17 protein-coding genes are annotated in these 14,400 nt (G+C 27.7%); 2 read left to right on the forward strand and 15 right to left on the reverse strand.

The window, feature by feature from the left end; all coding sequences use genetic code 11:
• Positions 1-13: 13 nt before the first annotated feature.
• Entirely contained in the window at positions 14-331 is a 318-nt protein-coding gene (locus ACTTAX_RS06180) for a thioredoxin family protein (RefSeq protein ID WP_075505964.1), read from the forward strand.
• Here the strand turns inward: ACTTAX_RS06180 and ACTTAX_RS06185 are convergent.
• Genes ACTTAX_RS06185 through ACTTAX_RS06250 form a run of 14 tightly spaced genes read right to left on the reverse strand, consistent with a single transcriptional unit; the run spans position 328 to position 12,763 of the window.
• Positions 328-1,593, reverse strand: coding sequence for a bifunctional folylpolyglutamate synthase/dihydrofolate synthase (locus tag ACTTAX_RS06185; protein ID WP_440693665.1), 1,266 nt, complete (start codon positions 1,591-1,593; stop codon positions 328-330). The two genes, ACTTAX_RS06180 and ACTTAX_RS06185, sit on opposite strands and share 4 nt — an antisense overlap.
• On the reverse strand, positions 1,547-2,476 hold the full coding sequence (locus ACTTAX_RS06190) for an acetyl-CoA carboxylase carboxyltransferase subunit beta (RefSeq protein WP_440693667.1): 930 nt from the start codon (positions 2,474-2,476) through the stop codon (positions 1,547-1,549). Before ACTTAX_RS06190 ends, ACTTAX_RS06185 begins: the two co-directional genes overlap by 47 nt.
• On the reverse strand, positions 2,473-3,273 hold the full coding sequence (gene trpA, locus ACTTAX_RS06195) for a tryptophan synthase subunit alpha (RefSeq protein WP_440693669.1): 801 nt from the start codon (positions 3,271-3,273) through the stop codon (positions 2,473-2,475). The genes ACTTAX_RS06190 and trpA overlap by 4 nt, the downstream gene beginning before the upstream one ends.
• Entirely contained in the window at positions 3,273-4,502 is a 1,230-nt protein-coding gene (gene trpB / locus ACTTAX_RS06200) for a tryptophan synthase subunit beta (protein WP_440693671.1), read from the reverse strand. The genes trpA and trpB overlap by 1 nt, the downstream gene beginning before the upstream one ends.
• A complete protein-coding gene (locus ACTTAX_RS06205; RefSeq protein WP_440693673.1) occupies positions 4,492-5,121 on the reverse strand; it encodes a phosphoribosylanthranilate isomerase in 630 nt (209 codons plus the stop codon). Before ACTTAX_RS06205 ends, trpB begins: the two co-directional genes overlap by 11 nt.
• Complete coding sequence (pyrF, locus tag ACTTAX_RS06210; protein WP_440693675.1) at positions 5,121-5,810, reverse strand: orotidine-5'-phosphate decarboxylase; 690 nt, start codon at positions 5,808-5,810, stop codon at positions 5,121-5,123. The genes ACTTAX_RS06205 and pyrF overlap by 1 nt, the downstream gene beginning before the upstream one ends.
• Positions 5,800-6,090 (reverse strand): HU family DNA-binding protein, encoded by a 291-nt coding sequence (locus ACTTAX_RS06215; RefSeq protein WP_440693677.1) that lies wholly within the window; start codon positions 6,088-6,090, stop codon positions 5,800-5,802. The genes pyrF and ACTTAX_RS06215 overlap by 11 nt, the downstream gene beginning before the upstream one ends.
• A 16-nt stretch (positions 6,091-6,106) precedes the next feature.
• Positions 6,107-7,834 (reverse strand): S1 RNA-binding domain-containing protein, encoded by a 1,728-nt coding sequence (locus ACTTAX_RS06220; RefSeq protein WP_440693679.1) that lies wholly within the window; start codon positions 7,832-7,834, stop codon positions 6,107-6,109.
• The gene (locus tag ACTTAX_RS06225) at positions 7,834-8,490 is read right to left on the reverse strand and encodes a (d)CMP kinase (RefSeq protein WP_440693681.1); all 657 of its coding nucleotides are present in this window, start codon (positions 8,488-8,490) and stop codon (positions 7,834-7,836) included. The genes ACTTAX_RS06220 and ACTTAX_RS06225 overlap by 1 nt, the downstream gene beginning before the upstream one ends.
• Complete coding sequence (aroA, locus tag ACTTAX_RS06230; protein WP_440693683.1) at positions 8,487-9,812, reverse strand: 3-phosphoshikimate 1-carboxyvinyltransferase; 1,326 nt, start codon at positions 9,810-9,812, stop codon at positions 8,487-8,489. The genes ACTTAX_RS06225 and aroA overlap by 4 nt, the downstream gene beginning before the upstream one ends.
• A 6-nt stretch (positions 9,813-9,818) precedes the next feature.
• Positions 9,819-10,595, reverse strand: coding sequence for an ATP-binding cassette domain-containing protein (locus ACTTAX_RS06235; RefSeq protein WP_440693685.1), 777 nt, complete (start codon positions 10,593-10,595; stop codon positions 9,819-9,821).
• Positions 10,596-11,177, reverse strand: a complete 582-nt coding sequence (gene lptC, locus ACTTAX_RS06240) for an LPS export ABC transporter periplasmic protein LptC (protein ID WP_440693687.1) — start codon at positions 11,175-11,177, stop codon at positions 10,596-10,598.
• Between the two features lie 6 nt (positions 11,178-11,183).
• On the reverse strand, positions 11,184-12,152 hold the full coding sequence (locus ACTTAX_RS06245; RefSeq protein WP_440693689.1) for a KpsF/GutQ family sugar-phosphate isomerase: 969 nt from the start codon (positions 12,150-12,152) through the stop codon (positions 11,184-11,186).
• Complete coding sequence (locus ACTTAX_RS06250) at positions 12,152-12,763, reverse strand: ribonuclease D (protein ID WP_440693690.1); 612 nt, start codon at positions 12,761-12,763, stop codon at positions 12,152-12,154. Before ACTTAX_RS06250 ends, ACTTAX_RS06245 begins: the two co-directional genes overlap by 1 nt.
• Positions 12,764-12,778: 15 nt before the next feature.
• Here ACTTAX_RS06250 and ACTTAX_RS06255 point away from each other — a divergent pair, with 15 nt between their 5' ends.
• On the forward strand, positions 12,779-13,762 hold the full coding sequence (locus tag ACTTAX_RS06255) for a complex I NDUFA9 subunit family protein (RefSeq protein ID WP_440693692.1): 984 nt from the start codon (positions 12,779-12,781) through the stop codon (positions 13,760-13,762).
• 4 nt (positions 13,763-13,766) lie between these two features.
• On the opposite strand, the gene ACTTAX_RS06260 is transcribed toward ACTTAX_RS06255, so the two are convergent.
• On the reverse strand, positions 13,767-14,261 hold the full coding sequence (locus tag ACTTAX_RS06260) for a GcrA family cell cycle regulator (protein ID WP_440693694.1): 495 nt from the start codon (positions 14,259-14,261) through the stop codon (positions 13,767-13,769).
• Between the last annotated feature and the right edge of the window lie 139 nt (positions 14,262-14,400).

Raw genomic sequence — 14,400 nt, forward strand, 5'->3', positions numbered from 1 at the left:
ATAGAAAGGATTTATGCTTATAGATTTTAAAGATGAAGATTTTGATAGTAAAATCAAAAATGAAGATGTTTCAGTAATCCAGTTTTCAGCTGCTTGGTGTGGACCTTGCAAAGCTTTAAAACCAGTGATGGATAAATTAGCTGATGAATACAAAGGCAAAGCTGGTTTTTATTATGCTGATGTAGAAGATGGTGGAATAAACACTGGAAGTGCTGCTGGCATAAGAGGCGTACCAACTGTTATTATTTACAAAAAAGGTGTTGAAGTAGATAGAAAAGTTGGTGGGGTACCTGAAAGCCACATGAAAGAATTTTTAGAAAAAAATATCTAATTCAAATTAAGTATTTCTCCAGCTAGATAAAGAGAACCTGTAATTAAGATTATATCGTTTTTCTTGACCGAAATAGACTTGATTGCATCAAATATATCTTCTTTGTACTGAACATTTTTGAATGAATTTAGTTTGTTTTTTAAGTCTTTTCCGCCAATTGAATTAGGTTGGTTTGGAATATCAATAGTGGTCAAGGTTGAGATATTTTTAAAATAACTAATATACTCATTATGATCCTTGTTGGACATCATACCTAAGATTATGTGTTTATTACAATCTAAAGTTTGGAGGTATTCATTTACCACTCTAGCTCCATCAGGGTTATGATCCCCAGAAACTAATAATGTATTATTTTTTACAAGTTCTTTTAGTTTTCCAGATTTAATTTCCTGTAATCTTGCAAGATTATTAATATTTTGAATACCACTTTCTATTTCATTGCTTTGAATTCCAAGATTTAAAGTTCTTATAGTTGCAATAGCAGTCGATATATTTTCTAGTTGAAACTGACCAAGAACGTTCGGTAGAGGAAGTTTCAAACCTCCCAATTTATCCTCATAGTAAAAAAAACCATTTTCTTGAATTGAATAACTATAGTTTTCATTAAAAAATAACTTATTTGAAGAGTTATGTTTAATAGTTTTTTTAATACATTCCATTGTCTCTTTTTTATTTTGTTTTGCGATAATAATATTTGAATTAAGTAAGGCTGATGTTTTTTCAAAAACAATTTGCTCAATTGTTTGATTTTCTTTTGGAAGCCAGTCGAGATGGTCTTTACTTATAGATGTTACTATACTTGCAAGATTACTCTTTAAAATATTGGTAGCATCAAAACGGTGGAATAAACCACTTTCTATTAAGTTGATATTGTCAGGATATTGGGCAGCCTTATAAAAAAAACAAGCTGATAAAATTTCAAAAACAGTTATTGGTTCGTTATTATTAACTTTTTCAACCTCTTCTAATAAATCAGCTAATTCCTCGTCATTTAATTCCTGATTATTAAATACAAATCTTTCATTAATTTTTTGTATATGTGGGCTTGTATAAACATTGCATTTTAAATTTGCTTCCTTAAGAATTGCATACATAGCTTGGATGGTAGAGTTCTTTCCATTAGTTCCTACAACTGATATGGCCTTAATTTTATCTTGAGGGTTTCCTAATTTCTTACAAAGATTTTGAATTCTATCTAGAGATAAATCTATTTCTTTAGGATGCAACTTTTGAAAATTGCTGAGTATTTTCTGAAGTTTCATTTTGCTCAGAACTTATAGCAGAATTTTGTTTTAACAATATTGATAATAAAGTTCCTATTTTAGATGCTAGATCTCTTCTCTCTACGATTAAATCAACAAACCCAGTTTTCTCAACATACTCACTTTTTTGAAAACCTTCAGGCAATTCTTCTTTTACTGTTCCTTGAATAACTCTTGCACCTGCAAATGCAATTAAGGCGCCAGGTTCAGCGATATGAATATCTCCTAACATTGCATAGGAAGCAGTTATTCCTCCTGCGGTAGGATCTGTAATACAAACTAAGTAGGGTAAACCATTTTTCTTTAATTCATTAATTGCAAGTGTAGTTCTTGTCATTTGAGACAGTGAAATTAAACTTTCCATCATTCTCATTCCTCCACCAGCGCTTATACATATAAATGGTGTTTGATTTTCTATTGCATGTTGAATTCCATATAAAAACGCTTCACCTTCTGCAGCAGCCATTGAAGCTCCTAAAAAGTCAAAATCAGATGCAACAGCTGTTATTTTAATATTATTGATTGTCCCAGATGCAACCATCATTCCACAATCTAATCCAGTTTTTTTACGAGCACTTTTTAATCTATCTTTGTATGATTTAGAGTCTGTCCAATTTAAAGGATCATCTTTTGGAATAGGTGTTTTAAAAACTTCGTAATTATTTTTTCCAAATAAAATATCAAATCTTTGTTTAGGTTTAATTCTATGATGTTTATTACAATCTGGACATACCCAAAGGTTTGCTTCTAAATCTTTCTTTAGAATTGGTCCACGACAACAACTTGTCCATTCACTTTTTGCGATATCTTCTTTAGTAGCTCGTTCACGTATAGCAGTTTTTATCTTTTCACCTGCTTTAATAATTTTGGTTATCCAGTTCATTGAATTTTATTTCTTAATCTTTTAACGATATTAGTAACATTTGTGACAGTATTTTGTCTTCTTTCAATTGATTTAGATATTTCTCTACATATTGCGCTACCAACTACTAAACCATCAGCTTTTTTAAGAGATTTAATTGTCTTTTCTGTAATACCAAAGCCAATCACTACATTTTTTGATTTATTTTGATTTTTAATTTTGTTGTATCTTTCTAGAATCTTTTTTGGAGATACTTTTAGTTTTCCTCCTGTAGTTGACAACATACTTATATAGTAAACCATATCATGAGAGTCTTTTATTATTTTTTTTAATCTAATTTGTGAAGTAGTAGGTGAGACCAGCTGTATAAAATTTACTCCATTCTTTTTACATTTTGATGCAAAACTTTTGTTTTCTGGATAAGGTAAATCAACAACAATCAGTCCATCTACTTTTGATTTTTTACATTTATCTAAAAATTTATTTTCATTGTACTGAAATATCATATTGTAATAACCCATTAGTATAATTGGAGTATTTTTTTTTGATTTTTTAAAATTTTTTGCAATTGAAAATACATCGTTAATTTTTATACCGTTTTTAATTGCTCTATAGGCACTAGTCTGGATTTGGCCTCCATCAGCTATGGGCGTGTTGTGAGGAAAGCCCAATTCACAAATATCAGCATAGTCTGAAATAGATTTAAGAATTTCTAAAGATTTTTTTTTAGTATTATCACCTGCAACTGTATAAGTCAGTAAGGCAGGTCTGTTTTCTTTTTTTGCATTTAAAAAAGCTTTTTTAAGTAAAGAGCTCATTAATGTTTTCCTAATCTCTCTCTTAAAATATCTCTATCTTTTTTTGCATCACCACAAGAGTTAACAATTATAATTGTATCTTTGCTTAATTTTGGAGCAATTTTTATTGCCTCAGCAAAAGCATGACTTGGTTCTAAACTTGGATTAAGTTTTTCAAATTTAGTAACCATTACATGTGCATTAAGTGCATCCTCATCTGTTGCATAAGTATATCGTGCTCTTTTAGTATCTTTTAAAAAGCAATGAATAGGACTAACTCCAGGATAATCTAAACCAGCACTTATAGATTCTGTGTCATTAATTTGTCCTTCATTATTTTGGCAAACATACGAAGCTGATCCGTGCAAAATTCCAACTTTTGCATTTCTACTTAGTGGTGCTGCATGAAGTTTAGATTTTTTAGGACCTCCAGCTTCTACACCAATTAATTCTATTTGTTTTTTATCAAAATCAATAAACTCACTCCAAAACCCATATGCAGAACTGCCACCTCCAACACAATTAACTAACTTAATTTTATTTGGAATTTTTTTAAACTCCTCTTTAAGCTGTGTTCTTAATTCTCTAGAAATTTGTGCTGTTGACCAACCACATATTTTTACGAAGATATTTGGTCCAACAGTACTACCAACGCACATATGTGTATTATCACAATTAGATACCCAATATCGCATGCATTCACTCACTGCATCAACTAAAGTCTGACTTCCAGAATAAACTGGTACTATTTCTGCACCGTTTTTTCTCATTGCGTCACAATTTGGTTTTTGTCTTTTAATGTCTTTAGCACCCATAAAAATTTTACATTTAAGCCCAAATTTTTTAGCTGCCATACTTAACATTTTTCCCGCATATCCAGCACCAGTATCGCCAACGATATATTTTTTACCCATAGCTTTACAAATTAGTGCATGAACAGTGGCATTATAGATTTTATGCGCACCTCCATTTGCTTCAGAAACTACTTTTGCCCAAATTTGAGCTCCACCTAAATGATTGGACAAATTTTCTAATTTCACAAAAGAGGTTGGAGACCCAATATAATTTTTAAAATAATAATCTCTTTTTTTTAAAAAGGCTTTATTTTTTCTAAGTTTCTTAAATTCTTTTGTTAAATCTTCTACTGGTTTTTTTAAAGTTTCAGGTATAAAACTTCCTCCAAATTTTCCTCCCCAAAAACCTTGTTGATCGTGTTGATCAATTAATGGAACACCTTTTTTAAGCTTCATTTTTAATTTCATTAACTTTATTTAAAAAAAATTCTATTTTGGATAGGTCTTTTAATCCAGATGTTTCTACACCACCAGATAAATCTATAAAATTTGCCAAATTTTTGAAATTTTTAAGCTCTTCATTGTATTGAATATTCCCAGCTATCATCAATTCCTTATTTAATTTGATATTTTTAATTAAGTCATGATCAAAAGACTGACTTTTCTCGTAGCCCTTACTATCAAATAAATAAATATCAGTATGATCAGAATATAATTTGTAATTACTCAAATCAGACTTTGATTTTATTGTGAAAGCTGTAATAATTTTCTTTTGATATTTTTCTTTTATCTTTTTTATTTCCTCTGGTGTACAATCATATAATTGATAGTAATCAAAAGGTAAGTTTTTAATTTTCTCTAAAATATTTATATTTGGTTTTACCAGAACAGCAACATAGTAACTTTGTTTTGGATTTTTGATTAAAAGTTTTTTTAAATTTTCATATTCAACATATCTAGAACTTTTTGGATAGTTGCAAATAAATCCTATAAATGTTGGTGGATGAGGGTGATTAATTAAAAAATTTAAAGTATCAGGATCAGAAATCCCACAAATTTTACAACCCTTAATCATCAGTATAAATGATTAATTAATTTTTTTATATTATTCTTAATATTACCTTTTGTAATAGATCTTCCAATTACAACTCCTGAAACTTTATTTTTGAAAGCATCTTTTGGCGTCATTACTCTAGCTTGATCATTTGTACTGTCACCTGGCAATCTTATACCAGGTGTGATGATAAATAAATTTTTGTATTTTTCTCTAATCATTTTTGCTTCTTTTGCAGAACAAACTATCCCATCACATCCTGATTTTTTAACAATACCAGCTTGCTTTAAAACTAGTTGGTCAACTGTTTTAGTATGACCAATTTCTTTTAACGATTTGTTGTTAAGACTAGTCAACACAGTAACACCGAGTACTTTTAAATTTTTATTAATTTGTTTAGTTTTTTTTTTGATAGCTTTAAGCATATTAAGTCCACCATTTGCATGCACAGTAATGTATTTACATTTTTTTAAATCCTTCAAACTATCAACTGCAGAGAGAGCTGTTTGTGGAATATCATTTATTTTTAAATCCAACCAAAAATCTGATTTGTATTTTTCTAAAAATTTTCTTCCATTTTTTGAGTAAAAAAACTGTAATCCAAATTTTGGAATAATTTTTAATTTTTTTGTATTAATATTTTTAAGAATTTTCTTTATTTGATCTGAATTTGAAGTATCACATGCAACGAATATAATTTTATTCTTCATTATTGATCTTTTTAAACATTTCCTTGCTCATTTTCCATGATATTACTTTCTTTTCAGGAACTGCAACTTTTTCGCCAGTTTTTGGATTTCTTCTAATGGAGGCTTTTTGAACCTTAACTCTAAACGTTCCAAAATTTCTTAATTCAACTCCATCTCCTCTACGAAGTGATCTTTTTATTTCATTTAAAATTATATCAGTGAATTTTTCTAAATCTTTTTTTAAGAAATTTGGGTAATTTTGAGAGAGTTGTTTTAAAAGCTTTGATTTTACAATAGCCAATTTATAACTTCTTCAATTATTCTTTCTCTTCTTCTTTTTTCTTTAAATCCTCAGATAATGATGAAAAAGGTAGGTTTTTACCAGAACCTTCAGATCCATATTTTTCAAGAGCTTCTTTTTTCTCAATTTCTTCAAGTAACCTAATGCTTAATGTTACTTTTCTCTTATTCATGTCCAAATCTGCGATCGCACAGTCTAGTTTCTCACCACCTGTCCATCTACTCGGTCTAGCATCAGCAGCATTAATTGCTATTGCAGATTTTTTAATCTGGAAGTCCATTTCACAACCTTCTGGTCTTACTATAAGCCCTTTGTTATCAGTTGAAACAACTTTAACAGTTATTATTTGATTTTTTGACTTATCTTTAAACCAGTCAAATGGATCTGCTTGAGTTTGTCTTAAACCAACTCTAATCTTTTGTTCTGAAGATTTTAATTCCAATACTTTAACTTTAAGCTTATCACCTTTTTTATACTTAGACAGCTCTTCTTCACCATTATTTAAATAAGTTAAATCATTGCAATGTAAAAAAGCATCAATATCTAAATCTTCAATTTTAACAAATAAAGAATATTCATTTTTATTTACAACTTCTCCATCAACAATTGTACCAACAGGATATTTTTTCTCAAATGTTTCAAAAGGATTATCTTGAGTTAATCTATGTGATATTGCAACACGTCTTTTGTCTTTATCAATTTCAGTAATTATACAATCTATTTCATCTCCAACTTTAAACATTTTTTTTGCTGAAATATTTTTTTTGGTCCAGCTTAGTTCACTTGAATGAAGCAAGGTTGTTAAACCTGGTTCTAGCTCACAAAAAGCTCCAAAGTCCATTAATTTTACTACTTTAACTTTGTAAATTTTATTTAATTCGTAATTTTCAATATGTTCAAAAGGATCTGGAGATAATTGTTTTACCGAACATCCAACTTGTAATTTTTCTTTATCAACACTGATAACTTTCAGGTCATGTTTTTCACCTATATTAAATACTTCATCAGGATGATTTACTCTTGAATAAGAAATTTCTTGTAAATGTACCAATACATCTAATTCACCGTTTACATTAAAGAAGCAACCAAATGAACTATATCCTTTTACTTCAGCACCTTTTATAATGTCACCAACTTTGTATTTTTCAATTATTTTTGCTTTATCTTCCTTTTTGAAGGATGAAATTATTTCTCTTCTGGATACGCAGGCGTTCCCTCTAACTTTGTCTAGTTTGATTAGTGCAAATTTTTGTGGCTCATTCATTAAATGACTTATATCTTTTAAAGGTTTATCACTAATCTGTGAACCAGGTAAAAACATAAGTGAGCCAGTATCAATATGTTCGACTATGCAACCACCTTTGCACTTGGATGTAATTTTTCCCATGATGGGTTCATTTTTTTCATATGCTTCTACTAATTTATCCCAACCTTTAATTTTTTGAGCTTTACTTGCAGAAACTAAAACCTCACCATGTTTATCTTCAATTTTTTCCAGTAAAACTGGGATAGTTTCTCCAACTTTAATCTTTTCTGAAAGACCCATGCTTTTTAATTCATTAATATCAAGTACTGGTTCTGATTTTAAACCTTCAACAAATAAAAATACAAATTTTTCAGTAATTTTATTAATTTTACCTTCAATTATTTTACCTTCTTCTATTTGAACTTTTGAAAGCTGACTACTAAGTAATTTTTCGAATTCTTGAGATGCTGGATTAGATAAATCTTTATAAATTTCCATTAATTATTTATTTTCCTGTCTATTATTTTTTTTATTTTTAAAAAACATGACCTTTTATTAAGGTTTGTCGTATTAATCAATAGTGAATCTTTTGTTTTCTTTAACGGTGATATTTTCCTATTAAAATCACTTTTGTCACGTTTTTTAATGCTTTTTAAGACCTCCGAATACGTTATCTTTTTTTTTAGCCCTTTTAACTCTTTATATCTTCTTAACGCTCTAGTTTTTACATTTGCAGTTATATAAAATTTAAAGTCAGCATCAGGAATAATATTGTATGTGATATCCCTTCCATCTAAACAAGAACCTTTATAATTTTTAGGTGGGTTGTATGCAAAATTGATTTGAAAAGAATGGACCATTTTTCTTATAGATATAATTTTAGAAATTATGGAAGCTTCAATTCCAACCTCATTAGACAATAAATTTTCATCTGAGAGATCTTTAATTTTTAATAACTTAATTTTTGATTTTATAAATTTATTATTAAATTTTTTTGGGTATTTAATTTTTAGATAAGCAATAAATCTATAAATTTTTCCAGTATCTAGATAAAATAGATTGTAATGTTTTGATATAGCTTTTGCTAGTGTTCCAGCACCTGCTGCTGCAGGTGAATCAATAGCAATTTTTAAAATATTTTTTCTTTTAATCATTTCTTTAAGTCGTCAATAATTTTTAAAAAATTTGGAAACGAAGTGTTAATTGAATCTTTATCGTGAATAGTCCATTTTCCACCAAAACTTAAAGCCGCAATCAAGCTTGTCATAAAAACTCTATGATCTTTTAAATAATTTTTAATTGTAATTTTTTTGTCAAAATCTAGATTTAGATTAGGATTACCAAAGATTTTAATAGATTCATGTGTAGTGATTGTTTTTACTCCTAAATTTGATAAAATTTTTTCAGCCCATTTTAACCTTGGGCTTTCTTTCTGATTTAATTCACCCAGATTACTAAAATAAGAAACACCCTTTGCTTTGGCAGCAACTAAAAATATAACTAAAAATTCATCAATCGCACCACTATTCAATTCAGGAGGGCAATTAATTGCTTTTATATTTTTGGCACTCACTACTTTTATGTCAGCCTTTTTTTCACCTTTATAAGTTTTTTGATTTTTAAAAATTATTCTCACCCCCATTTTTTTTAAAATAGTTATGATACCGATTCTAGATGGGTTTATATTTACATTTTTAATGATTAGTTCTGAATTTTTAGATAGCGCTGTTAGGACAATAAAAAATGCACTAGAACTAATATCGGATGGAATATCATAATTTAAAGTATTAATTTTTTTTACTTTTTTAATTTTAATTTCATCAAAACTTTTATTATTTTTAATAACTATGGGTAATTTTAAATGTTTACATAATAGTTCAGTATGGTTTCTTGATTTTTTTGCTTTAATTGTTGTTGTTCCATCAGTTCTCATTGCTGCAAAAATAATTGAACTTTTACACTGAGCTGATCCTCTATTTTCATTGTATTTAATTGGTTCTAGTTTAGATGATCCATAAATCTTTAGAGGTAAAAAATTATTTCTTCTTAATTTAAATATGGCACCAAACCTGCTTAAAGGATCTGATACTCTTCTAAAATCTCTCTTTGATAAACTTTTATCTCCAATTAAATTAATTGGCTCTGGAGAATTTACTAATAGTCCAAGAATAATTCTTCCTAGAGTACCTGAATTTTGAGCATTTATTGTGAGGTTTTTTTTATATTTATAGCCATTAATTCCTTTTCCATAAATTTTACATTCTTTTTTTTTTACAGTTACCTTAATTCCTAATTTTTTTACCGCTTCTATTGCAGCCAAGACATCTTCAGACATTAAAAGATTTTTTGCTTTTGACATCCCATTTGCTAATGAGGAAAAAAGAACCCATCTGATACTTAAGCTTTTATCACCAGGAACAATTATTTTTTTTTTAAAGTTTCCAATTTTCTTTTTAATTTCAACAATATTTGACATTATAAATTAGTTAAACTTAAAGTTATCACCAAAATAGACATTTTTTGCTTTTATATTATTTACTAGATTGCTGGGAGTATCTTGTGCAACGATTTTTCCATTATTTAATATCATTGCCTCATCTACACAGGCTAACAAATCTCTTGCTTGATGATCGCAAATACAAATAGTTATTTTATTTTCACTTTGTAAATTTACTATTGTTTCTTGTAACATTTTTATTGTTAAAACATCTAATGCTGCAAAACATTCGTCTAATAGTAGAATTCTTGGTTCACTTAACAAAGAAAGTGCTATAACTAATTTTTTTTTTTGACCACCTGATAAAAATTTAGCTTTAATATCCTTCAAATTATCTAGTTCAAATTTAGAAATTAAATAATTAACTTTTTCAAACCTATAGTCTTTATTTTCAATAACAATTTCACTTATAGCTTTTAAATTATCTAAAAGAGTTAGGTCATTAAAAAAACCTCCATATTGTGGAACATATCCTAGTTTAAATTTTTTTGTTCTTAAATAAATTGGATAGCCAGTAACATTTTGACCATTGATTTTTATTTTTCCACTATTAGGATTTATTAATCCTGTGATAAGATTAAATATTGTTGATTTTCCAACACCATTAGGTCCCAACATTCCAAAAATTTGACCCTCATTAATCTTAAAACTTAAGTTGTCTAAAATTAATCTATTACCATATGATAATGAAATATTTTTAAATTCAAGTATCGAATTACTGTTCTTAAAAGATTTAATTCTAAATTTTTTTATAATTGCCATTTAATCAAGAGTTTTTAAATTTACTTTTTTATTCTTTTCATACATGAAGATTTTCGTATTTTTAGTTTCTAGGTTCATTTCAAGAGCATCAGCTTTAAGCACATTTGTTTTATTTGAATAGATTACATTTTTAGAAATTAACATTAAGTTTCTATTAATAGAAAAATCTAGATATTCTCCAGTTATTTTATTGTCAAGATATCGTATTATGACATTTTTTGAAAAGATTGTATCATTATTTTTTGAGTTATATTTTCCAAAATCAGAAAAAATTGTGATTTCCTCATAATTATTTAGTTCAATCAAAGCAGATACATTTTTTAGATAAATAAAGTTTGTATTTGAATAATCTATCTCTCCCTCTAAAGCTTTAATAGTATAATTATTGCCTTTAGCATCTTTGGTAGAATATTCTACATCTTTAATCAAATTAGAGGAATATATGACATCTTCTTTTTCATTTTGATTTTTTTGACTTTTAATAGAATTATTTTTTTCTATGTATTTTGAAAAAACTATAAAAATCACAGTAATAAATACAAAAAAAATAAAAACATTTTTAAAGAATTTTTTATAATTCATTTAAATTTAAGTGATGTTTGATTGTAAAATAGTATGTATATGAATAACTCCAATTGTTTTAGAGGGTTTATTTTTTACATTTACTAGCAATGATGTAATTTTCATATTATTCATTAATGAAAGTGCTTTAGCTGCTAATTCATCTTTATTTATAAATATTGGTTTTTTTGTCATAATTTTTTTAACTGGCAATTTTGAAAAGTTTGTATTTTTTTGAGCAAATCTTCTTATTTGTCCGTCTGTAATGATACCAACTGTTTTTTTTAGATTATTTAAAATGACTAGAATGCCTAGTTTTTTTTTACTTAAAACTTTTAAAGCCTCATTCATTTTTAAATTATCTTTCACAAAAGGTATATTTTTCCCTGTAATCATTATATCTTCGACAGTTTTAAGTTGAGCTCCCAAACTTCCTGCGGGATGAAGTTTTTTAAAATCCATTTTTCCAAATTTTTTATATTTCATCGATGCTATTGCGAGCGAGTCTCCCAAAGCTAATTGAGAAGTGGTGCTCGCAGTGGGCACTATACCCTCGGCTTCTGTAACTGATGGTATAAGCAGTTTAATATCTGATGCTTTATAAAGAATAGATTTTTTTTTTGATACTATTCCTATCAATAAAATTTTATTTCTTTTTGCAAATTGTATAATATTTTTTAGCTCACTTGTATCTCCTGAATTGCTTATTAAAATTAAAATATCTTTTTTTGATATCATTCCTAGATCTCCATGAGAAGCTTCGCTAGCTAACAGACTGAATGCAGGTGTTCCCACAGAAGCTAGAGTTGCTGCAATCTTTGAAGCAATAAGACCACTTTTTCCCACACCGCAAAGAATTACTTTGGAATTACAGTTTGCAATTTGAAATACTGCTTCGTTAAAAGATTTGTTTATTTTATTTTTTAAATTTTGAAGTGCTTTTATTTCAAGGCTTATTACGTCTTTTGCAACAGGTATAAAAGTTTTTCTTTTCATTAATGGGACCAAATATCATCTTTAAAAAATGCCAAATCAAGTTCAACTCTTGTTTTTAAAAATTTTAAACAATTTTTATAAAGTTCTATCCTGTTTTCTCTAATTAGAATTTTTATTAATTGATCATGAATTCTATGAAGATAAATTACATCATTGGCACAGTACTTTAGCTGGGATGGAGATAATTCACCTCCAAAATCAGAGCTTTGAAATTGTTTGCTAATATCAATGTTAATGAATTCCTTGATTAGAGTTTTTAGAGAGTGATTGTCCGAATAGGATCTCGCTAATTTCGATGCAATTTTAGTATCTAGTATGTTGTTTGTATCTGTTTTAAGATAATATTTTATATGAGCCATATCTGCTCTTCCATAATGAAAAATTTTAGTTATTTTTTCATTGTTTAAGATCTTAATTAAATTTGGTGAGTTATAATTCTCTCTGTCAAACTGTACTATATGTGCATCTGAATTACCCGTTGATATTTGGATCAAACAAAGAGGATCTCTTCTAACATTCAAACCCATAAATTCACCATCTATGGCAATTATATTGCCTAAATTTAAATCATCTGGTAGATCATTTTTGTGAAGTTGAATATTAATACTCATTTTTAACATATATATATGAAAGCAAAAAATTGTCTAATTTTTGGTGGAAGTGGTCAAATTGGTAGAAATTTAATTAGGAAGCTTACAAAGAATAATTATCAAGTAACTGTTGTAACAAGAAATATTCATCAAAAAAGCTACATCATTAAAACTCAAGCAAATGTTGGTTATATAGATATTGTTGAGTCAAATATTTTTGAAGAGCAAAAACTTAGAAAGCTTTTTGAAAAAGCAGACGTATGTATAAATTTAGTTGGTATTTTATTTGAGTCTAAAAAAGGAAATACATTTAAAAATATTCATACTATTTTTCCTTCTTTGTTATCTAAACTTTCAAAAGAATACAAACTTAAACATTTTATTCATTTATCAGCACTTGGAATAAATGAGGCTACAGACTCTGATTATGCCAAGAGTAAATTAGAAGGTGAGGAAAGAATTTTAAAAAATTTTCCTCTAGCAACAATTATAAGACCATCAATTGTTTATTCAGTAGATGATAATTTTACGACAAATTTTATGACTCTTTTGAATAGATTACCAATATTTCCGCTTTATTATGAAGGTAAAACTAAGTTTGCACCAATTCATTGTTCTGACCTAACGGATGTTATTTTTAATGTAATTTCTAATAATGTTAATTCCAAAATAATTGAATGTGTTGGTCCCGAAATAATTTCGTTTAAAGAAATATTAGAAAAATTATTAAATTTAATTGGAAAGAAAAGATTATTGATACCAATGCCTTTACCAATAGCACAAATGTCAGCGAGATTTTTTGAAATAATGCCAAAGCCACTTTTAACTAGAGACCAATTAAAACTTCTAAAATATGATAATGTTTTATCTGGAAAATATAAATCAAATTCAGATATAGGTGTACCAAGTTTGAGATACTTTGATGAAGAAGTTAAAAAATATTGTTATATGTGGAGGGAAGGTGGTCAATTTTCCACAGAAAAATATAATTCAGATAACATAGATATTAAGACTAGTTAAAATTTTAAGCAGATTGAATTTTCTTTTCAATAAACTCTGGAACTTCCTCTTTTTCTGTAACTTCTTCTTTTTTACCTTTCGGTTGGTAAGCATAAAGTAAATGAAGTTTGCAATAAGAGAAATCTTTTAAAGAGGATCTGCCACAAAAATAAAACTCTTTTTCATCTGGATGACCTATTGGCCACTTGCATGAATTCTCATCTAGTTCTTCTAATTGTTTAGGATTTTCCGGTTCAAAATCTTTTTCAATAATTAACGATTTAAATTTACTTTTACGTCCTCTTTTTGATTGCACGTTATTTTGCTCAATTGAATTATCGAAATTTTTATTAGAAGTAGCAGTTCTAGTTTTGATTTTTGCAGAAAGATTTAATCTATGAGCTTTACCAATCACAGCGTTACGACTTATGCCCCCAATAATTTCAGCAATTTGGCTAGCAGTATTGCCTTTGCCCCATAATTCTTTTAATTTTGAAACCTTTTCCTCAGTCCAGCTCATATCTATATGTTGTGTTATAAATTTATAAAAAGACAATATACTGTTATAAATTTAATTGAAACAATCAAAAAATTAGAGTTATCAACAATAAAAGCCTAGCTAAAATAAAATTAGTTTTTCAATCATAACTTGTATCTAT

The sequence above is a fragment of the Candidatus Pelagibacter sp. HIMB1695 genome (genome assembly GCF_052047655.1).
GTDB lineage: Bacteria > Pseudomonadota > Alphaproteobacteria > Pelagibacterales > Pelagibacteraceae > Pelagibacter.